This is a genomic window from Microlunatus antarcticus, assembly GCF_014193425.1.
In the GTDB taxonomy this organism is placed as follows: domain Bacteria; phylum Actinomycetota; class Actinomycetes; order Propionibacteriales; family Propionibacteriaceae; genus Microlunatus; species Microlunatus antarcticus.
Map to the genome: position 1 here is coordinate 1,691,262 of NZ_JACHZG010000001.1, position 20,706 is coordinate 1,711,967.

Here is a 20,706-nt window from a genome sequence, read left to right on the forward strand (position 1 = left end):
GGGTCAGAGCCGCGTGCGACGCTGAACCGGTGAACGTCGCTGAGCACGTCGTCGAACGGCTGCACGCCTGGGGCGTGGGGCGGGTGTACGGCTATCCCGGGGACGGGATCGGCGGCGTGATCGCCGCCCTGGCGCCCCGCCACGAGGACACGGGCGAGGGGCACATCGACTTCGTGCAGGTCCGGCACGAGGAGACCGCCGGCTTCGCCGCGACCGCCGACGTCAAGTACGGCGGCAACCCGATCGGCTGCTGCGTCGTCACCGGCGGTCCGGGTGCGCTGCACGCGCTCAACGGCGTCTACGACGCGCTCATGGACCGCGTGCCGATCGTGGCCGTGCTGGGGCAGACGGCGTCGAGCGCGCTCGGCTCGAGCTACTACCAGGAGGTCGACCTCGCGCGCGTCTACGCCGACGTTGGGCGGGCGTACCTCCAGACGATCACCGACGCCTCGCAGGTGCAGCACATGGTGGACCGCGCCTGCCGGACCGCCCTGGCCGAGCGGCGCCCCGCGGTGCTGATCGTCCCCAGCGACGTGCAGGAGCGCGACGCGGTGGTCGACCCGCCCGACGCCCACGGCTACGTCCACAGCAGCGCGGTCCCCAGCTCCACGGTCGCGGCGCCGGGTGCGGCGGACCTGGCGCGGGCGGCCGAGGTGCTGAACGCGGGCCGCAAGGTCGCCCTCCTCGTCGGCGCAGGCGCGCTCGGGCACAGCGCGCTGGTCGAGCAGGTCGCCGACCGGCTCGGGGCGGGGGCGGCGAAGGCGCTGCTCGGCAAGACGGTCCTCGACGACCGCCTGCCGTGGGTCACCGGGGCCATCGGTCTGCTCGGCACCACGGCCAGCTGGCACCTGATGCGCCACTGCGACACCCTGCTGATCATCGGCTCGAACATGCCGTACTCCGAGTACTACCCCGAGCCCGGTCAGGCCCGCGGCGTGCAGATCGACATCGACGGCGCGCAGTGCGGGCTCAAGTACGCCACCGAGGTCAACCTCACCGGCGACGCCGGCGCCACCCTGACCGCGCTGCTGCCGCTGCTCGACCAGCACGACGACGACTGGCGTACGGAGGTGGCCCGTCACAAGCGGCGCTGGGACGACTACTCCGCGCAGCGGGCCGCGGCCAAGGCCGACCCGGTCAACCCCGAGGCCGTCGTCCGCGCGATCTCGGCCCGCCTGCCCGCCGACGCGGCGGTCGCCGTCGACTGCGGCACGTCGACCAGCTGGTACGCCCGCGACCTCGACCTCGGTCCCGGCCACCTCGGCAGCCTGTCGGGACTGCTGCTGTCGATGGGCGGGGGGATGCCGTACGCGATCGCGGCCAAGATGGCGAACCCGGACCGGCCCGTGCTGGCCATGATCGGTGACGGCGCGATGCAGATGAACGGGGTCAACGAGCTGATCACGGTCAGCCGCTACTGGGAGCGCTGGGCCAACCGCTCGTTCGTCGTGCTCGTGCTCAACAACCGCGACCTCTCCTTCGTCACCTGGGAGACGCGCGCCACGCTGGGGGCCAGGCCGGACCCGGAGTCGTCGAGCCTGCCGGACGTCCCGTACGCCGACTGGGCCCGCCTGCTCGGGCTGGACGGCGCACGCCTCGAGCACCCGGACCAGATCGACTCCGTGCTCGACGCCGCCTTCGCCGCGGACCGTCCGTTCGTCATCGACGCGGTCGTCGACGCGAACGTCCCGCTGATCCCGCCGCACCTCACCGCGGACCAGGTGCTGCAGACGGCCAAGGCCGAGTTCTCCGGCGACCCGGCGTTCTTCGGCATCGTCGCGGACGGCGTGCGCGAGTCCGTGGTGGCCAAGGCGAAGGCGGTCCTGGGCCGGCACCCGTCGGAATGAGGGTCGTCTGCGGTCTCAGCGGTCGCGGGCCGATGCCTCGCGGTCCTGGCGGGCTGCGGTCGAGCCCTGCGGGACGAGGACGTCGAGCGCGTTCGCGCTGACGGTGAACGAGACCGGCGTGGTCGCGATGATCTCGCCGTCGACGTTCACCGACATCGGGTGGTCGGTGGCCACGTCGACGGCCCGCGTGCGCAGGTGCACGACCTCCGGGTGCTCGACGAAGCCGCCGGAGCGGAACGAGCGTGCGACGTTCACGTGCTCGCGGAACCGGCCGTGCGGGATCGCGTAGACGTCGAGGCTGTGGTCGTCGATGCCGGCCTCGACCGAGACGGCGTTCCCGCCGCCGTAGAAGCGGCCGTTGCCGACCGCGAGCTGGAGGAGGTTCGGCAGGCGTACGGGCTCGTGGTCCCCGGCCGGGAACGTCAGCTCTGCGGTGAACGCGCGGTGGCGGCGGTAGGCCGGGACGGCGGCGAGCGGGTAGGCGAGGGGGCCGAGCCGGCGCTTGAGCAGCGGGCTCATGGACCTCGCCACCTCGACCGAGAGCCCGAGCGAGGCGACGTTGAGGAAGGCGGTCCCACCGATCCGGCCCACGTCGATGTCGACGACCTTGCCGTGCGCGACGGTCGCGCAGGCGGCCTCGAGGGCGAGGGGGACCTCGAGGGTGCGGGCGAGGTCGTTCGCGGTGCCGAGCGGCAGCAGCCCGAGGGTGACCCCCGTGCCGACCAGCGCGTCGACCACGCTGCTCACGGTGCCGTCGCCGCCGCCGACCACCACGAGACCGTGATCGTTGGCCACTGCCTGCTCGACCGTCTCGCGCAGCCGCGCGGGGTCGGTCACGGGGAAGGCGTCGACGATCGGCACACCCCGCTCGAGCAGCAGCCGGTGGGCCGTCTCGTACGCGACGGCACCGCGCCGCGACGCCGTGTTGACGATGAGGGCGGCCCGGTCGGTCGTCGTGGTCACCCGGTCAGGCTAGGAGCGGCTCCTGTCCGTTCCCTGTGCCCGGCTCACGCGCGGACCGGGTCGGTCGGGGGTCAGTCGGGGCGGGTCAGGTCGAACCGGTCGCCCAGCTCGTAGTAGGCGCTCGGACCGCCACCGCGCAGGACGGGGCGGGCCAGCTCGGTCCGGTAGACGCCGTCGACCAGCAGCTCGGGGGCGATGTGGACCCCGACGACCTCCCCGGTGCACCACCAGCTGTCCGTCGGCCCCCCATCGGCGTCGAGCAGCCGGACGACCTGGGCCGTACGGCACTCGAAGCTCACCGGCGCGGCCGCCACGCGGGGCGCCGCGACGTCCTCGGACTCGGCCGCCGCCAGCCCGGCGCGCTCGAACTCGTCGACCCCGGCCTGCGTCGACGTCGCGTTCATCTGCTCGGCGAGCGCGCGGGTGACCAGGTTCCAGGTGAAGACGCCGGTCTCGCGGGCGTTGCGGACGCTGTCCTTGTCCCCGATGCTGCTGAAGCCCACCAGCGGCGGGGTGTAGGACAGGGCGTTGAAGAAGCTGTACGGCGCGAGGTTGCGGACGCCGGCCCGCGACCGGGTCCCGATCCAGCCGATCGGCCGCGGTGCGACGATCGAGTTGAACGGGTCGTGCGCGAGCCCGTGGCCGTCGGCGGGGCGGTAGAAGTGGTGGCTGTCGCTCACAGGAGCTGCTGCAGCTCGCCGGAGTCGACGTCGTAGAGGAAGCCGCCGACGGTCGCGCGCTCGCCGACGTGGGGGTGCGTGCGCAGGAGGTCGACGTCCTCGACGAGCCGGGCCCGCTGGTCGGTCGAGGCGCCGAGGTGCATGTCCGACAGGTCCTGGCCCGTCTCGCGCCGCACGCGGTCGATCACGTCGGCGTCCTCGCCGCTGGCCATGGCGCACCGGGTGTGCGGCACGACGAGGATGCGGGTGACGCCGAGCAGGTGCACGCCGAGCACGCAGCCGACGAGCGCGTCGGGCGTGATGCGACCGCCCGGCGTCCGGATGATCTTGGCGTCGCCGGTGCGCAGCCCGATCATCTCCAGGGGCTCGATGCGCGAGTCCATGCAGGTGACCATGGCGACGCCGGCCTGGGCGATGCCGTCGAAGCCGGTCAGGCCGAACCGCTCGCGGTAGCGGGCGTTGGCCTCCAGCAGGTCGGTGAAGTCGGGGGTGCTCACGTCGCCCAGCGTATGAGGCGTGTGTGACGCGGGTGTGAAGCGCCGACCCCTGCGGGGCCCTTCGACAGGCTCAGGGGGCGTAGGCGGGGACGCTCCCTGAGCTTGTCGAAGGGCCTCGAAGAGGTCAGCATCCCCTCAGAAGCGCCGGGCCCGGCGGAGCCGGGCGGGCCGGCCGTCGGGGTCGTGCACGAGCCGGGCCATCGGACGTGCCCACAGCCGCGTCAGCGGGCCGAGGTGCGGCGGGCGCAGACGGCGGAGGCGACCGCGCGGGCGTGGGCCGACCTGCCCGCCCGCGTACCAGGCGTCGAGGCGGTCGGCGGAGGCGGCGTACGCGTCGAACATGCCGTGCTCGTCGACGCAGTCGGCCATCACCTCGAGCAGGGCGTCGTCGTCCGCGTCGACCGGACGGTCGGGGGAGAGCAGATGGCCGGTGTCGCCCGGGAACCGGGCCGCGCCCACCTCGCGGTCCAGGTGCTCAGCGGCCAGGGCCAGCCGGAGCCGGCGGGCGTACGCGGACACCCCGGGCGCTCCGGGCGGGCTCGCCTCGTCGACGACCACGGCCGACAGCTCGGAGTCGTGCGTCCACGACCGGCGGTTGAAGTTGTCGGAGCCGACGGTCGCCCACACGTCGTCCATCACGCAGACCTTGGCGTGGACGTAGACGGGCCGGCCGGCGTGGTTCTCGAGGCTGTAGAGCGCGACCCGGTCGCCGCCGGCGCGCCGGAGCAGCTCGACGGTCTCCTGGCGGGCGAACTCCTGCGGCACCCGCGAGAGCGGTGCGGCCTGGTCGGGCACGGGCGGCAGCACGGCGATCACCCGCAGCTCCGGGCTCGTGCTCAGCGTCTCCTCGAACGCCCGGGCGACGTCGAGCGACCAGAGGTACTGGTCCTCGATGGAGACGAGCCGCTGGGCCTTGGCGAGCGCCTTGCCGTAGCCGCGCGCGACGCTCCGCTCACCGCCCCGGGCGAACGGGTAGTCGCGGCCGTGGCGCAGGTTGGGGTAGGTGCGGAGCAGCTGGACCGTGTGGGTCCCGCCCTCGACCGGGGCGGGCGCCGGCGCCTGCGGCGGCAGCGGGTCGGGGGAGAGGTCCGTGTGCGACAGCCGGTCGTGCAGCCAGAAGAGCGGGTTCTGGCTGAGCGGCGTCGGGTCCTCCCACCGCTCCCGGAACACGGTCTCGACGTCGCGGACCGCCGGGCCCGCGATCACCAGCTGCACGTCGTGCCAGGCCGGGGTGGGGCCGTACGCCGGCGCCATCGGCTGGGCCTGCGGGTCGCCGTCGTGGCGGGCGTCGTCGCGGCGGCTGTGCGACAGGTCCACGCCGCCGACGTACGCGACGTCGTCCTCGGGGTGGCCCCGGTAGCGGATCACCACGAGCTTCTGGTGGTGGGAGCCTCCTGTCCGGACGCGCATGTCGAGCAGCGCCTCGGCGCCCTGCTCCTGCAGCCGGATGCCGAGCGTCCGGTTCTCGTGCGCGGAGAACGACAGCGCGTCGAGGTGGCTGCGCCAGATCAGCCCACGCACGTCGACGCCGCGCCGGTCGGCCTCGCCGAGCACGCGCAGCACCTCGCTGCCCTCCTCGCCCAGCAGCTGCTCGTCGCCGTCACCGCGCCAGTCGGTGAACAGGACCAGGTCGCCCGGCCGCGTCGCCCGGATCCGCCCGGCGAGATGGGCGAAGTACGCGCTGCCGTGGACGAGCGGGCGGACGACGTTCCCGGTCGACCACGCCTGGTCGCCCGGGTAGGCGTCGTCGAGGACGGTCCGGGCGTTGGCCCGCTCGGCCTTGCCGATCAGCCAGCCGGTCGCACTCACCCGGCGCTGCGGCTCGCCACGGCGGCGATCGGCTGGCCGGCCGGCACCCCGGAACCGTCCCGGCGTCCGTCCGCGGCCGGCAGGTCGACCGGGCTTCCGCTGGCCGCCGCGGCGACGGCGGGCTGCGGCCCGACCCAGGCCAGCAGCAGCGCGTCCTCGCCCTTGAGGAACCGGTGGCAGCGCACGCCGCCCGTCGCACGGCCCTTGGCCGGGTACTCGGAGAGCGGGGTGACCTTGACGGTCCCGGGGTCGGTGCCCGGCAGGGCCGACGCGCTGCCGGCGACCGTGACGACGACGCCCTCGGTGGGGTCGGTCACGCCGAACCAGACCGCGCTGGCGCGGGGTGCGAGCCGGACGCCGGCCATCCCGCCGCCCCCGCGACCCTGCGGGCGCACGAGGCTGGCCGGGAAGTGCAGCAGCTGGGCGTCGCTGGTGACGAACACGAGGTCGGCGCCCGCCGCCTGCTCCGCCGTCAGCTCCACCGCGCCGACGACCTCGTCGGCGTCGTCGAGGCGGACGACCTCCCACGCGTCGCGGTTGAGGACCTCGGGAGCGACCCGCTTGACCACGCCGGAGGCCGTGCCGAGGGCCAGCCCGGGGCTGTCGGCGCGCAGCGTCGTGAGCGCGAGCGCCCGCTCGCCGGGATCGAGGGTGACGAGCTCGCTCACGTGCGTCCCGCCCTGCAGGTTGGGCGCGGCCGCGGTGGCCGGGACCGTGGGCAGGTCGAGCGCGTTCAGCCGTACGCAGCGCCCGCGGCTCGTCAGCAGGCCCACGTCCGCGCGGGCGGTGCTGAGGATCCGGGACACGACGACGTCGTGGTTGCTGCGGGAGCCCTCGTCCGACAGCGGGTCGGCGTGCCCGGTCCGGGCCAGCAGCCCGGCGGAGGACATCAGCACCCAGCACGGGTCGTCCGCCACCTCCAGCGGCGTGGCCGCGGTCGTCGTCGCGGTGCCGCCGGCGGCGAGCAGGATCGTCCGGCGCGCGTTGCCGTGGGTCTTGGCCACCTCGGCGAGCTCGTCGGAGACGAGCGAGCGCAGCCGGTCGGGGTTGTCGAGGATCTCGCTGAGGGCGGCGATCTGCGCGAGCAGCGCGTCCCGCTCGGACTCGAGCTCGAGGACGCTGAGCCGGGTGAGGCGGCGCAGCGGCATGTCGAGGATGTAGGTGGCCTGCACGTCGCTCAGGTCGAACGCCTCGATCAGCCGGCCCTTCGCCTGCGCCGCGTCGTCGCTGGAGCGCACGATCGCGATGACGTCGTCGATGTCGACGATGGCCAGCAGCATGCCCGCCACGAGGTGCAGCCGGTCGGTCGCCCGGGTGCGGTGGAACTCGGTGCGCCGGGTGGTGACGTCGTAGCGGTGCTGGAGGTAGACGTCGAGCATCTCGCGCAGCCCGAGGGTGCGCGGCTGGCCCTCGACCAGGGCCACGGCGTTGATGCCGAAGCTGTCCTCGAGCTTGGTCGCCTTGTAGAGCTGCTCGAGCAGCGCCTCGGGGTTGAAGCCGTTCTTGACCTCGATGACCAGCCGCATCCCGTGCGCCCGGTCGGAGAGGTCCTTCACGTCGTGGATGCCCTGCAGCCGCCGCGACTGGACGCCGGTCTTGATCTGCTCGATGACGCGCTCCGGACCGACGAGGTACGGCAGCTCGGTGATCACGATGCCCTTGCGTCGCGGGTGCACCTGCTCGATGCGCGTCGTGGCCCGGATCCGGAACGACCCGCGCCCGGTCGCGTACGCGTCGCGCACCCCGTCGAGCCCGATGATCTTGCCGCCGCTGGGAAGATCAGGACCGGGGATGAAGCGCATCAGGTCGTCGAGACCCGCCTTGGGGTGCTTGATCAGGTGACGCAGCGCCTGCACCACCTCGACGAGGTTGTGCGGGGCGCAGTTCGTGGCCATGCCGACGGCGATGCCCGCCGCGCCGTTGACCAGCAGGTTCGGGAACGCGGCCGGCAGCACCGACGGCTCGACGTCCTTGCCGTCGTAGTTGGGCCGGAAGTCGACGGTGTCGGCGTCGAGGTCGGCCGTCATCGCCAGGGCCGCCGGTGCCATCCGGCACTCGGTGTAGCGCATCGCCGCCGGGCCGTCGTCGAGGGAGCCGAAGTTGCCGTGCCCGTCGACCAGCGTCAGCCGCATCGACCACGGCTGCGCGGTCCGGACCAGGGCGTCGTAGATCGCGCCGTCGCCGTGCGGGTGGTACTGGCCCATGACCTGCCCGACCACGCGCGCGCACTTCACGTGCGACCGGTCGGGCCGGATGCCCATCTCCTCCATCCCGTAGAGGATCCGGCGCTGCACCGGCTTCAGCCCGTCGCGGGCGTCGGGCAGCGCGCGCGAGTAGATGACCGAGTACGCGTACTCCAGGAAGCTCGTCTGCATCTCCGAGGAGACGTCGACGTCGAGGATGCGCTCGGTGAAGTCGTCCTCGGGCGGGCTCGGCTTGCTCGGCGTACGACGGGCCATGCGGTCTCTGCGTCTCCCTGGTTCCACTGCGCGGGCGGTGCTCCGGTGATTCTGCCCGCCCACGGAGCAACGGGCGTCCTCCGGCGCGCTCGTGACGAGATCTCGACACTCGATGAGCCTGCGACCTCCCGGCCACGCTCAGCCTGTCGGCCGAGCGCGATCGAGTGTCGAGATCTCGTCGACGTGCGACCCGCTGCCGCCACCCCCGTCCTGGCCTCACGGCCGTGAGGCGCCGAAGCTCCGCCGTAGAAGCCGCGATCGCGGACCGCTCAGCAGAACCGTCCGACCCGGGTGCGCGTGGGGACCCACGGCAGCACTCGGCGGAACGAGGCCGCTTCGGCCGGTCCCTCAGCCGGGTGGCGTCGGGGCGCTTGCGGACGAGATCGGTCGGCCGGCCCGCGCCCGCTGGACCGCGTCCTCCGGCTCGGCGTCCGTCGACCAGGTCTCGATCATGGGCCCGTGCTCGGCTCGAGGGGCTCGTTCGTCGACCAGGCCGAACGTGGCGTAGGTGGCGCAGTACTCCTCGTCCGCGATCAGCCAGGCCACGACGGCCGACCGGAGCTGGTGCGCGGCCTCCTTGACGCGGTAGAGGTGCGTCGCCGCCGCGACGGCCGGGTAGGCGTCCGTGCCGTAGTCCACACCGCTGCTGTCGTGCCCGATCCGCGCCTGCAGGACCTCCTCGAGGTCCTCGCGCTCGGCGAGCCGCAGCGGCCGGCTGCCGTCCTCCACGGTGCGCACGGTCTCGGCCGTCCAGCCCCAGCCCCGCTCCTGCAGGCGGGAGGCGAGGTCGCCGCGGGTCGTGCCTTGGCTCGACCTCGCGCGGGCCACGTCCAGGCCCGCCTGCACGTCGAGAGCGCGTCCCTCCTCCGGTGGCGCCGACCCCTCGTCCGCCTCCGACCCGGGCTCCGCCTCGGCGGCGAACCGGACGCGGGCCTGCGCCAGGACCGTCTCCGGCGTGACGGCCAGCCACCGCCGCAGCCGGTCGCGGAGCTGTGGGGTCACCGGGCCGGCGTCGTCCAGGAGGCCCAGGCAGTCGACCGCCGCCCTCAGCTCGTCGGTGACGTCGAACCACAGCTCGGCTGCCTGCTGCACGGCGTAGGAGGCGCGGTCGAGCAGGGACGACACGACCTCGTCGGCCGTGTCGGACTCGGTGCGACCGAGGAGGAAGCCCTCGGACAGCCCCATGATGCTGCTGACGTCTTCGGACTCCGCGAGCAGCAGCGGCCGCCGGCCTGCCTCGATGTGGTCGGTGGTGCCGGCCGGCCAGGACCAGCCCCGGACCCGCATGGCCAGGTCCAGGTCGGCCGGGGCGAGCGAGGTCAGGCGCGCGCGCACCGCACCGAGGTTGCGCCCGATCTGCTCGTCGTAGCCGCCCACGGCCGAGACGATAGCGAGCAGGCGTGACCGTCAGTGGTGCGCGGGCACGATGTGCAGCGGGAGCCGGGAGCTGCCTCGCAGCTCCAGCTCCACCGTGAGGTGCGAGCGTCGGGCCATCATCAGGCCGACGCCGACCGAGACGACGGCCACGAGGGTGCCGCAGCCGAACATGCTCGCCCGGGCGCCGTAGTGGTCGATCAGCCAGCCCACGCACGGGCCCCCGAGGGCCTGCCCGCCCAGCAGCACCAGCAGGTAGACGCTCATCACCCGACCGCGCAGCGCAGGGGTGGCGGTGGTCTGGACGAGCGAGTTGGTGCCGGTGAGGAACTGCAGGGTGCAGAAGCCGATGGCCACCAGCACGATCCCGAAGAGCCAGGTCGACGGGGCGAGCGCGGCGAGCATCACCATGAGGCCGAGCAGGACCAGGGTGCCGGTCAGCACCCTCAGCCGTGGGACCGACTGGCGGCGGGCCGACAGGATCGCGCCGGCCAGGGCCCCGACGGCGGTGAGGGAGTTGAAGAGGCTGTAGCCGCGGACGCCGGTGGCGAAGACGTGGTCGGCGAAGGCCGCCAGGATCACCGGCATGTTCAGGCCGAAGAGCCCGATGGTCGCGGCCAGCACGATGGACCAGGCGACCTCCGACGTACGGCCGATGTAGTGCAGCGCCTCGCGCAGCTCACGGGTCTGGCCGGCGGCGCGCCTGGTCGTGGGGGCAGGACGCGAGCGGATCACGGCCACCATCGTCACGACGACGAGGCAGGACGCGGCGTTGATCAGGAACGACCAGCCCTGGCCCACGGCGTGGATCAGCGCGCCCGAGACGGCGGGGCCGACCAGCGCGCCGAGCTGGAAGACCGACGAGTTGAGGCTGACGGCGTTGCGGATGTGGGCCGGGCCGACGAGCTCGGAGACGAAGACCTGGCGGGTGGGGTTGTCGACCACCGTGACCAGCCCGAGGACGGTGGCGAGCACGTAGACGTGCCAGGCCTGGACGGTCCCGGTGAGGGCCAGCACGCCCAGGGTGGTCGCGACCAGCGCCAGGGTGGACTGGGTGACGATGAGGATCGTCCGCTTCGGGAAGCGGTCGGCGACCACACCGCCGAGCAGCCCGAGGAACAGCATCGGCATGAACTGCAGGGCCACCGCGACGCCGACGGCGGTCACGCTGCCCGTCAGCTCCAGCACCAGCCAGTCCTGGGCGATTCGCTGCATCCAGAGCCCGGTCGTGGCCACCATCTGCGAGGTCAGGTAGAGCCGGTAGTCGCGCACCTCGAGGGCGGCGAAGGACCGGGGCCACTGCCGTACGGCGACGGGGGGAGAGAGGTCGGGAGGCGGAGCGGCTGACGGTGCGGAGGACGTCAGAACGTGTTCGGCGGGAGCCGCGGACACAGGGTTCACCCAGATTCGGAGTAGCAGGCGGTACGGAGCCGAGGCTCGACGAGGGCGGCTCCACGCTGAACCGACCTCGTCACCGTAGGTCGACGCAGACCATTCGACGGGAGAATGGGGTCGATATCTCCTATTGTGTATCGCAATGACTCTCCGCCGGGACGGCGGCGGGATGGCTTAAGGAGGGGGTGGGGCGGTGGCCCAGGAGACCAACTTCGACCCGGTGCTGCTGCGCACCTTCCTGGCTGTGGCCAACGGGCTGAGCTTCACGCGGGCCGCGGAACAGCTCGGTCTCAGCCAGCCCACGGTGTCGCAGCACATCCGGCGCCTGGAGGAGGCGGCGAAGCGCCAGCTCGTCCGCCGCGACACCCGGTCGGTGTCGCTCACCGACAACGGTCAGGCGATGGCCGGCTTCGCCCGGACGATCCTCGCGGCCAACGACGAGGCGGTCTCCTACTTCACCGGCTCGGCCATGAGCGGCCGGCTGCGCTTCGGTGCCGCCGACGAGCTGGCGCTGAGCGAGCTGCCCACGATCCTGCGGCAGTTCCGCGAGCTCTACCCCCGGATCAACCTGGAGCTCACGGTCACCCAGAGCGGCACTCTTTACCGCCGGCTCGCGGCCAACCACCTCGACCTGATCTTCATCAACCAGGAGGCCGACCTCGGCCGCGGCACGCTGGTCCGGCGGGACCGGCTCGTCTGGGTCGGGATCGACCGGCTGCAGCTGGCCCCCGAGCAGCCGGTGCCCGTCATCACCTACCACGCGCCGAGCCTGAGCCGGTCCGCGGCGATCGACTCGCTGGACGCGGCCGGCCGCACCTGGCGGATCACGTGCAACACCCGGGAGATCAACGGCGTCCTCGCCGCGACCCGCGCCGGGATCGGCATCTGCGTGCTGGCCCAGAGCCGGGTGCCCGGGGACCTGCGGATCCTGTCCGGACGCTTCGACCTGCCCGCGCTGCCGGACGTCGAGATGGCGCTGGTGGACAACCCGCGGTCGTCGCGCGAGCCCGTCGAGGCGCTGAGCCGGGCCATCGTCAACCTCCCGCTCGGCCCGCACGCGGCCACGGACCGGGGGCCGCGGTAGCGGCGGGCAGATGACTTCGGGGCGCCGGACGGGTCTGGGTTTGACGACGACCGTGCAGATGCGCCGGGCCGAGGAGCAGGGGGAGCGACATGACCGAGATCAGGGTGCTGGTGCAGGGCGCGAGCATCGCGGGGCCGGCCCTGGCCCACTGGCTCCGCCGGCAGGGCGCTGAGGTGACGGTCGTCGAGCAGACGTCCGGGCTCCGGCCCGGCGGCCAGGCGGTGGACGTGCGCGGCGTGGCCAAGGAGGTCGTCCGTCGGATGGGCCTCGACGCGCCGGTGCGCGCGGCCTGCACCGACACGGCCGGGGCCTACGTGGTGGACGCCGACGGGAACGTCCTGGAGACCCACCGGGCCGAGGACCACGGCGGGGACGGCTACGTCGCCGAGATCGAGATCCTGCGCGGGGACCTGGCCGAGGTCCTGCACGACGACACCGACGACACGGTCGAGTACCTCTTCGGCGACCGGATCGGGAGTCTCGACCAGGACGCCGACGGCGTCGACGTGACCTTCGCCGGCGGGGACCGCCGCCGCTTCGACCTCGTCGTGGGGGCCGACGGGCTGCACTCGGGCCTGCGGCGGATGGTCTTCGGTCCGCCCGAGCAGCACGTCCGACACCTCGGGCTCGTGCTGGCGTACTTCAGCGTGCCGAACGAGTTCGGGCTCGACCGTTGGCTGGTCGACCACCAGGAGGGTGGACGCTCGGCGGGGCTGCGACCCGTGCGCGACGCGACCCGGGCGATCGCGATGTGCTGCTTCCCGGCCGCCGGGCGTGACGTGCCCCGCGACGTCCGGAGCCAGAAGACCCTGCTGCGCGAGCGCATGGCGGGCTTCGGCTGGTCGACGCAGCGCATCCTGGCCCACCTCGACGACACCCCGGACTTCTACCTCGACCAGGTCGCGCAGGTGGTGATGGGACGCTGGTCCCACGGCCGGGTCGGCTTGCTCGGCGACGCCGCGTGCAGCGCCTCGCCGATGTCCGGGGGCGGTACCGGGTTGGCCCTCGTCGGTGCGTACGTGCTCGCGGGGGAGCTGGCCTCGTCCGACTGGGACCCGGAGGTCGGCTTCGCCGCGTACGAGGGGCGGATGCGCGCGTACGCGGAGGCCAACCAGGAGATCGGCCGCCTGCACGTGCAGAGCATCCTGGGCGCCGAGCCGGACGCCGCGGCGGGCCCCGAGCCCGACCTGGAGGCCCTGACCGCGCTGATCCAGCTCGCGGTCGGCGGCCCCGAGCTGCCGGACTACGGCTGCCGCCCGTGAGACCGGCGGTGGACGCGGTCGTCTCGTCGTCGGTGGTCGGCCCGAGCGGGAGGTCGCGCCGGTAGGCTCCACGTCGATCGCGTGACTGCTCTCCGGGCGGGATGCCGAGCACCGGGGGAGTCGTGATGCCTGCAGACCCAGAGGTCGCCCCGGCCTCCGACCAGCCGGGCGCGCCCTCGCCGGAGCCCACCCTCTCCGAAGACCTCGTCGCGATGCTGGACCGGCTCGCGCAGACGATCGTCGACGTGCTCGGCTTCGGTGTCGCCGTCGTCAACCTCGTCCGTCCGGGCGACCGGCTGGAGGTCGTCTCCGTCGCCGGGGACGAGGACGCCCGCGCCGTCCTCCTCGGAACGACCGAGGGCAGCGCCCGGTGGGACCGGATGCTCGCCGTCAGCGAGTCGTGGGGCGCGCTCTGCTTCATCGACCACCGCAACGAGGCGGCGACCGCCGACATCTTCAGCTGGGTGCCCGAGATGGAGATCGGCCTCGACCCGGCGGCGTGGCACCCCGAGGACGCCCTGTTCGCGCCGCTGGTCGCCAGCGACGGCTCCCGGCTCGGCGTGCTGTCGGTGGATCTCCCGCCCGGTGGCCGGCGGCCGACGCCCGCCACCTGCCGGGCGCTCGAGGCGTTCGCGATCTCGGCCGCGCTCGCCGTCGAGCACGCCACCCTCCGCCAGCGGGCCGAGGCGTCCGAGGCCCGCTACCGGCTGCTCGCGAGCCAGGACCAGCTGACCGGCATCGCCAACCGGTCCAGCATCATCGACGACCTCGGTCGGACGAGCCAGAGCCACAACCAGGGCCAGGAGCAGGGGCAGAGCCTGGAGGCGCTGGCGTTCCTCGACCTGGACGGCTTCAAGCAGATCAACGACCAGTACTCCCACCTCGCGGGCGACCACGTGCTCAGGACGATCGCGAGCCGCCTCAAGCGGCGGCTGCGCCCGGGCGACCAGGTGGGGCGGTGGGGCGGCGACGAGTTCTTAGTGCTCCTGCGGCGCCTCGAGAGCGAGCGCGACGCCCTCGTCGTGCTGGAGCGGCTGTCCGCCGCCGTGGCGGAGCCCATCACGTACGGCGAGCACGAGCTGCGGCTGACGGTCAGCGTCGGGGTCGCGTTCCTCGACCCGGGCGAGGAGCTGGACCTCGAGGACCTGGTGCGGCGGGCCGACGCGGCCATGTACCGGGTCAAGCGCGCCGGGCGCAACGCCATCGTCGTGGACGACGCGCCGCCCGGCTAGGCGCCACCGACCTCGGCGGGCACCGGGACCTCGACGGCGGCGAGGCGGTGGGCGCCCTCCACGCGCTGGCCCCAGGAGGTGGCGGCGACGATCAGCGCCGCACCGACGACGGTGAGGACGCTCAGGCGCTCGCCGCCGAGGCCGACCCCGACGGCTACGGCCCAGACGGGTTCGGTGCCCATGAGCAGGCTGGCGCGGCTGGGCGACGTACGCCGGATGGCCGACGTCTGGGCGAGGAAGGCGAAGACGGTGCACGCCAGGGCCAGGTAGGCCAGCTGCGCCCAGGCGGACAGCGGCAGCGCGGGCACCGCGCTCCCCAGCCGGGGCGCGGCGACGGCCGTCAGGAGCACGGCGCCGACCACCGCCTGGATCGTGGTGAGCGTCAGGGAGCTGTACGGGCGGTCAGCCGTGAGGCGCCCGACGAGGCTGACGTGCACCGCCCGGACCGCCGCGGCGGCCAGCATCAGCCCGTCGCCCGACCCCGGCGCCCGGAACCCACCGTCCGACACGAGCAGGGCGACGCCCACCACCGCCACGGTCGTGGCCGCGAAGAACGGTGCGGGCAGCGGCCGGCGGCTCCAGACCCCGTCGAGCAGCGGGGTGAGGACGACGACGAGGCTGATGATCAGCCCGGCGTTGGTCGCGGTGGTCGCGGACACCCCGTACGTCTCCAACGTCAGCACCGCCGCCTGCGTGCAGCCCAGCAGGACGCCGACGCCCACCTCGCGCCGCCCGCTGATCCTCGCCCGCGCGCGCCGGCACACGAGGCCCAGCGCGACCGCGGAGATCGCGTACCGCAGGGCCAGGACCACGACGACCGGCGCCACGACCGTCAGGTCCTTGGCCACGAGGTAGCTGCTGCCCCAGACCAGGGCGACGCCCAGGAGGACGGCGTCGGTCAGCCGGCTGGACCGGGCTCGGGTGGTGCGCACCCGCCCACGGTCGCCAACGGCTCGATGAAGAACAAGGACGTCTTGCTCACCCGACCTTGTAGCGTGGCTTCATGGACGCACGTCAGCTAGCGGTGCTGCGCGAGCTCGGCGACCGTGGCAGCGTGACCGCGGTCGCGGAGGCCCTGTTCATCACCCCCTCGGCGGTGTCCCAGCAGCTCGCCGCCCTCCAGCGGAACGTCCCCGTCGCCCTGACCCGGCGCCGCGGCCGCACCCTGGTCCTCACCGATGCAGGCCAGGCGTTGGCCGCGGCGGCGACCGAGGTGGCCACTGCGCTGGCGCGGGCCGACGCCGCGGTCGACGTGTTCCTCGCCGACCCGCGTGGCCCCGTACGCGTGTCCGCGTTCTCGAGCGCGGCCACCGCCTTCTTCCCGCCGCTGCTGCGGGCGACCTCCGCGGGCGGACCGCCCGTCGTGTGCGCGGAGCACGACGTGGCCCAGAGCCGCTTCCCGGCGCTGTGCGCCGACCACGACGTCGTCCTGGCCCACCGGCTCGACCACAGCCCGCCGTGGCCGACGACCGTGTCCGTGACCTCGCTGCTGCGCGAGCCCCTCGACGTCGCCCTACCGGCCGACCACCCGCTGACCGGCCAGGCGTCGGTCGGCGTCGACCAGGTGGTCGGGCAGCCCTGGATCGCCGTGCACGAGGGGTTCCCGCTCCTCGCCCCGCTCGAGGCGATCGCCGCGGCGGGTGGTCGCCCGCTGACGATCGCCCACCGGGTCAACGACCTCACGGTCGTCGCCGGCCTGGTCGCCGCCGGGGGCGGGATCGCGCTGATGCCCCGCCACACGGCGCCGTCCCACGCCGGCGTCGTCCTGCGTCCGCTCGGCGACCTCGTCCTCGCCCGGCACGTCGACGCCCTGGTGCGACCCGAGGGCGCCTACCGCGCTGCGGTCACCGACGTCCTCGACGTCCTCACCCGTGCTGCGGGGCGCCTCGTCGGGGACGGCTAGGACCGCGCTGCGCGTCGACGTATCAGGCACCGCGGGACCGTCCTCCTGAGGGCATGGCACTCGAACTGCAGATCCGGTCGTCCGTCCTCGCCGAGCTGGCGGTGAGCAGCGTGCAGGAGCAGCTGCTCGTCGCCTGCTTCCCACCCACCCCGCTGGGCTTCGTCGACCACGTCGACGTCGGGGCCGCTCCCGTGGGGCTCGAGCCGGCGGGGGAGGCCGTACGGCTGCGGGTGCCGCTCGACGTGTTCGTGGTGAGCCGGACGGACGTGCTGGCCGCTCCGAACGCCGTCCCGGCGGGGGCGTCGGGGCCGGCGCACGCGGCGGGGGCGGTGCTGGAGCTGAAGGCGGCCGGCCATCTCGTGACCATGACCTGCGTCGCCGTCGAGCCCGACGTGCCGGGCTTCGACCAGGCGGCGATGGTCGCCTCCGTCGGCGCCGCCACGACCCTCGACCTCGGGCCCGCGCTGGAGCGGTTCGGCCTGCCCGACCTCGCGCTGGCGACCGTCGAGCTCGTGGACGGGGTCGTCGCGATCCGGCTCGGGCCGGACGGCCCCGCGGCCGGTCACCTCTTCCCCGGACAGGACTGGGGCCTCTACCTCGACGGTGCCGCGGTCGAACAGCTGGCGCTGAGCAAGGTTCCGAGTGACCTGAGCGCCAAGATCGACGGGCTGCGGGTCAGCCCGCACTGGCGCCCCGACGGGACCACGCCGCACGTCGACGTGGACTACTCCGGCCAGGCGCCGGCGCCTGACCCGTTCGCCGGCGACGTCGACGGCACGTTGTCCTGCGACTTCTCCCTCAGCCCGCCGCCGGTGCTGGGCTTGCGGACGAGCGTGACCTGGTCGCTCCACGTCGACCTCGGCACCCTGGTGCCGGCCTTCGTCGACGACATCGTCGCGTCCGTGATCGCCGGGTCCCTGGACCCGACCACCTTCGGCGGCAGCTCCACCGGCGCCCGCTCCTTCACCCTCGACACGGGCCTGCCCGGCGTCTCCTTCGGCGGCGCCAGGCTCCGCTACGACTCGGTCCTGGCCGCACCCGAGGGCATGACGCTGGGCGGCGCCGTACTGCTTCCGCTCGCGCCCGACCGCGCCACGCTGCGGGCCACGGCGAGGCCGTTCGGGCTGCCCGTACGGACGACGTTCTGCCGCGAGCTGGCGAAGTCCGGCAGCGGCGACCCGAGCCAGGTGGTGCTGCTCAGCGAGGTCTCCACCACGGGCAGCGTGTGGCTCGACGACCTCGGGCGCTGGTGCGGGGTCGAGGTGGTGTCGCCCGGGTCCTGGGTCGAGACGTTCCTCAGGCCACCGGCCACGTTCCCGGAGGTCGTGATCACCATCCCCTCGAAGGTCGCCCTCGGCATCCACGACCCGGTCCGGCTCATCGTGCGGACGGCCCGCGGCGTACGGCTGCTCGACCTGGGCGTACCGCCGCGGGTGGCCGTCGACGCGGAGGGCCACGTCACGAACGCGGTGGTCAACCACATCCCCAACTGCCTCGTCGTGAACGTCGAGCACGGGCTCACCTGGTACCTCGGTCACCCGGACGACCCGGGTTCGCTGAACCCCCCGCCCGAGCACCCCGACTGGGTGACCCTGATGACGTCCCACCCCGGCGTCGACGTCCAGCTGGTCACCCTCGGCGACCTCGAGCCCGGCGAGCTGGTCCGGTTCTCCTCGGTCGACCACACGGTGGAGGTCAGCGCCGACCGCTTCGGGCGGGCCCTCCTGCCGGTGCTGCTGCCGGTGCAGGCGCACCAGCCGTCGTCGAGCCTGGTCCGGCTCAACCGGGCGCGCATCGCGGGGCACGTCGACGTCGAGTCAGTCCTGCTCGAGGCCGTGTCCAGCGTGCCGGCGCCGCTCGGCGCCCGGTTGAGGACCGACGACCGCGGCGGACCGCTGCTCGTGGTCGAGCAACCCGGTCACCTGGAGCTGCACACCGTCGACGAGGTGGGGGCGACCGTGCTGGTCGGCCGCGAGTCGACCGGGGGGCGCCGCGACGAGCCGCAACCGCTGGGCGACGGCGAGGTCGAGCTCAACCCGCAGCCCCTGCCGCCCGTCGACGACGGCCCCCGCAGCTGGGGCCGGTTCGACCTGCCCGGGCTCGTGGGCGTGACGACGGTGCCGGGCTTCCCCGACGCGCCCGTGGCGCTGGCCCTGCTCGAGGACGGCTCGACGCTGGTCCTCGACCGCGACGACCGCGGCCAGGTCCGGGTGGCGGGGACGTTCGAGGGGCCGATCGGGACGGTGGTGGTGCAGGGTCCGTGGGCGTTCACGTCCGTGGACGGACGTGCCGCGATCCTCCGGTTGCGCCGGGTCTGAGCGGGGTCGGGCCCCGACGGCGACCCCGCCCGTCGGGTTGTCAAACCGGCGGGTTGGATGGAGCCATGACGTCCTCCGACTACACCGAACCCGCCGTCGCGCTCGGTCAGCACCGCATGCCCCTGCTGGGCTTCGGCACCTGGCAGATCGAGAACGACGACGCCCCGCAGGCCACGACGACGGCGCTGGAGCTCGGCTACCGCCACATCGACACGGCGACCGGCTACGGCAACGAGGCCGGCATCGGCGCGGCGCTCGCCTCGTCCGGCCTCGACCGCGACGCTGTCTTCGTCACCACCAAGCTCCCGCCGGAGAACGTCGGGCACGAGCGGCAGACGATCGAGGAGAGCCTGACCAAGCTCGGCCTCGACCGCGTCGACCTGTGGCTGGTGCACTGGCCGCCGAACTCCCAGGCCTCGCCCGAGGTCTGGGAGCACGTGATCAAGGCCCAGCAGGACGGCCTGGCCACCAGCATCGGGGTCAGCAACTACTCGCTCGCCCAGATCGACGAGCTCGTCGCCGCGACCGGGGTCACCCCTGCGGTCAACCAGATCCGCTGGAGCCCGGGCATCTACGACGCCGCGGTCGCCGAGGGGCTGGCCGAGCGGGGCGTCGTGCTCGAGGGCTACAGCCCCTTCAAGGCGAGCAACCTCGACGACCCGACGCTGCTCCGGATCGCGGAGGCCCACGACGCGACCGCCGCGCAGGTGATCGTGGCGTGGCACGTGGCGCACGACTACGTCGTGATCCCCAAGTCGGTCCGGCGCGAGCGCATCGAGGCCAACGGCGCCGGCGCGCGGATCGAGCTGAGCGCCGAGGAGGTCGCGGCGATCGACGGTCTGGGTGCCTGACTGCGCCGCGACCCGGCGGCGCTGAGGGGGTCGGGGTGCACGTCCTGATCACCGGCGCCGCCGGCATGGTGGGCCGCAAGCTCACGGCCCGGCTGGTCGCGGACGGGCGGCTGGGCGAGCGGCCGGTCGAGCGGCTGACGCTCGCCGACGTCGTCCTGCCGCCCCGGCCCGAGGGCTACGCGGGCGTCGTCGACGTCGTGGCCGCCGACCTGGCCGAGCCGGGCGTGGTCGAGCGACTGATCGAGGCCCGGCCGGACGTCGTGTTCCACCTGGCCGCCGTGGTCTCCGGCCAGGCGGAGGCGGACCTCGACCTCGGCTACCGGGTGAACCTCGACGGCACCCGCGCCCTGCTCGACGCCATCCGTACGGCGCACGTCGAGGACGGCTACCACCCGCGCGTGGTCTTCACCTCGTCGATCGCCGTGTACGGGGCGCCGCTGCCGAACCCGATCGGCGAGGACCTCCACCAGGCCCCGCTGACCAGCTACGGCACCCAGAAGGCGATCGGGGAGCTGCTGCTGGCCGACTGGACGCGCCGCGGGTTCCTCGACGGGGTCGGGATCCGGCTGCCGACGATCTGCATCCGGCCCGGTGCACCGAACCAGGCGGCCTCCTCGTTCTTCTCGAGCATCCTGCGGGAGCCGCTGGCCGGGCGGGAAGCAGTGCTGCCCGTGCCCGAGACGGTGCGCCACTGGCACGCGTCACCACGATCGGCGGTCGCGTTCCTGGTCCGCGCGGCCACGCTCGACACGGCCCTGGTGGGGCCGCGTCGCACGCTGTCGATGCCGGGGCTGAGCGCGACGGTCGGCGAGCAGATCGAGGCGCTGCGGCGGGTGGCGGGGGAGCGTGCCGTCCACTTGATCCGGCGCGAGCCGGACCCCGTGATCATGGGGATCGTCCAGACGTGGGCGGAGGCGCTGGACGCGTCCCGGGCGGAACGGCTCGGCTTCGTGGCCGAGACCTCGTTCGACGAGATCATCCGCGTGCACGTCGAGGACGAGCTGGGCGGCGTCCTGCCGTAGGGCGGGCGCC

16 protein-coding genes are annotated in these 20,706 nt (G+C 73.7%); 8 read left to right on the forward strand and 8 right to left on the reverse strand.

The window, feature by feature from the left end:
* Nucleotides 1-29: 29 nt before the first annotated feature.
* Nucleotides 30-1,847, forward strand: a complete 1,818-nt coding sequence (locus tag FHX39_RS07830) for a thiamine pyrophosphate-requiring protein (protein WP_332836724.1) — start codon at nucleotides 30-32, stop codon at nucleotides 1,845-1,847.
* A 15-nt stretch (nucleotides 1,848-1,862) separates the two neighbouring features.
* Here the strand turns inward: FHX39_RS07830 and FHX39_RS07835 are convergent, their stop codons facing one another.
* From FHX39_RS07835 to FHX39_RS07865, 7 genes are all read right to left on the reverse strand, one after another.
* Nucleotides 1,863-2,810: a lipid kinase gene (locus FHX39_RS07835; RefSeq protein WP_183337539.1), complete on the reverse strand. Its 948-nt coding sequence runs from the start codon at nucleotides 2,808-2,810 to the stop codon at nucleotides 1,863-1,865.
* Nucleotides 2,811-2,881: 71 nt separating this feature from the next.
* Nucleotides 2,882-3,490 carry a flavin reductase family protein gene (locus FHX39_RS07840; RefSeq protein WP_183337540.1) on the reverse strand — a complete coding sequence of 203 codons (609 nt, stop codon included), beginning with the start codon at nucleotides 3,488-3,490 and terminating at the stop codon, nucleotides 2,882-2,884.
* A complete protein-coding gene (locus FHX39_RS07845) occupies nucleotides 3,487-3,987 on the reverse strand; it encodes a beta-class carbonic anhydrase (RefSeq protein WP_183337541.1) in 501 nt (166 codons plus the stop codon). The genes FHX39_RS07840 and FHX39_RS07845 overlap by 4 nt, the downstream gene beginning before the upstream one ends.
* 135 nt (nucleotides 3,988-4,122) lie before the next feature.
* Nucleotides 4,123-5,796, reverse strand: a complete 1,674-nt coding sequence (locus FHX39_RS07850) for a phospholipase D family protein (protein WP_183337542.1) — start codon at nucleotides 5,794-5,796, stop codon at nucleotides 4,123-4,125.
* Entirely contained in the window at nucleotides 5,793-8,255 is a 2,463-nt protein-coding gene (locus FHX39_RS07855; protein WP_183337543.1) for a DNA gyrase/topoisomerase IV subunit A, read from the reverse strand. Before FHX39_RS07855 ends, FHX39_RS07850 begins: the two co-directional genes overlap by 4 nt.
* A 348-nt stretch (nucleotides 8,256-8,603) precedes the next feature.
* Complete coding sequence (locus tag FHX39_RS07860; RefSeq protein ID WP_183337544.1) at nucleotides 8,604-9,632, reverse strand: hypothetical protein; 1,029 nt, start codon at nucleotides 9,630-9,632, stop codon at nucleotides 8,604-8,606.
* Nucleotides 9,633-9,662: 30 nt separating this feature from the next.
* Nucleotides 9,663-11,030 carry an MFS transporter gene (locus tag FHX39_RS07865; RefSeq protein ID WP_332836725.1) on the reverse strand — a complete coding sequence of 456 codons (1,368 nt, stop codon included), beginning with the start codon at nucleotides 11,028-11,030 and terminating at the stop codon, nucleotides 9,663-9,665.
* A 187-nt stretch (nucleotides 11,031-11,217) separates the two neighbouring features.
* Here FHX39_RS07865 and FHX39_RS07870 point away from each other — a divergent pair, with 187 nt between their 5' ends.
* The 3 genes from FHX39_RS07870 to FHX39_RS07880 all read left to right on the forward strand — a co-directional run bounded on the left by FHX39_RS07870 (nucleotide 11,218) and on the right by FHX39_RS07880 (nucleotide 14,602).
* A complete protein-coding gene (locus FHX39_RS07870) occupies nucleotides 11,218-12,108 on the forward strand; it encodes a LysR substrate-binding domain-containing protein (RefSeq protein WP_183337545.1) in 891 nt (296 codons plus the stop codon).
* An 89-nt stretch (nucleotides 12,109-12,197) separates the two neighbouring features.
* Nucleotides 12,198-13,370 carry an FAD-dependent monooxygenase gene (locus FHX39_RS07875; RefSeq protein ID WP_183337546.1) on the forward strand — a complete coding sequence of 391 codons (1,173 nt, stop codon included), beginning with the start codon at nucleotides 12,198-12,200 and terminating at the stop codon, nucleotides 13,368-13,370.
* A 125-nt stretch (nucleotides 13,371-13,495) separates the two neighbouring features.
* Complete coding sequence (locus FHX39_RS07880; RefSeq protein WP_183337547.1) at nucleotides 13,496-14,602, forward strand: GGDEF domain-containing protein; 1,107 nt, start codon at nucleotides 13,496-13,498, stop codon at nucleotides 14,600-14,602.
* Here FHX39_RS07880 and FHX39_RS07885 read toward each other — a convergent pair.
* Nucleotides 14,599-15,534: a DMT family transporter gene (locus tag FHX39_RS07885; RefSeq protein ID WP_183337548.1), complete on the reverse strand. Its 936-nt coding sequence runs from the start codon at nucleotides 15,532-15,534 to the stop codon at nucleotides 14,599-14,601. The genes FHX39_RS07880 and FHX39_RS07885 overlap by 4 nt on opposite strands.
* Before the next feature lie 71 nt (nucleotides 15,535-15,605).
* On the opposite strand from FHX39_RS07885, the gene FHX39_RS07890 reads away from it, so the two are divergent.
* The 4 genes from FHX39_RS07890 (at nucleotide 15,606) to denD (ending at nucleotide 20,696) form a co-directional block, all read left to right on the forward strand.
* Nucleotides 15,606-16,505, forward strand: a complete 900-nt coding sequence (locus tag FHX39_RS07890; protein ID WP_183337549.1) for a LysR family transcriptional regulator — start codon at nucleotides 15,606-15,608, stop codon at nucleotides 16,503-16,505.
* 53 nt (nucleotides 16,506-16,558) lie between these two features.
* Nucleotides 16,559-18,823, forward strand: a complete 2,265-nt coding sequence (locus tag FHX39_RS07895) for a hypothetical protein (RefSeq protein ID WP_183337550.1) — start codon at nucleotides 16,559-16,561, stop codon at nucleotides 18,821-18,823.
* A 65-nt stretch (nucleotides 18,824-18,888) separates the two neighbouring features.
* The gene (locus FHX39_RS07900) at nucleotides 18,889-19,674 is read left to right on the forward strand and encodes an aldo/keto reductase (protein WP_183337551.1); all 786 of its coding nucleotides are present in this window, start codon (nucleotides 18,889-18,891) and stop codon (nucleotides 19,672-19,674) included.
* A gap of 35 nt (nucleotides 19,675-19,709) precedes the next feature.
* Nucleotides 19,710-20,696 (forward strand): D-erythronate dehydrogenase, encoded by a 987-nt coding sequence (gene denD / locus FHX39_RS07905; RefSeq protein WP_183337552.1) that lies wholly within the window; start codon nucleotides 19,710-19,712, stop codon nucleotides 20,694-20,696.
* Nucleotides 20,697-20,706: the final 10 nt, after the last annotated feature.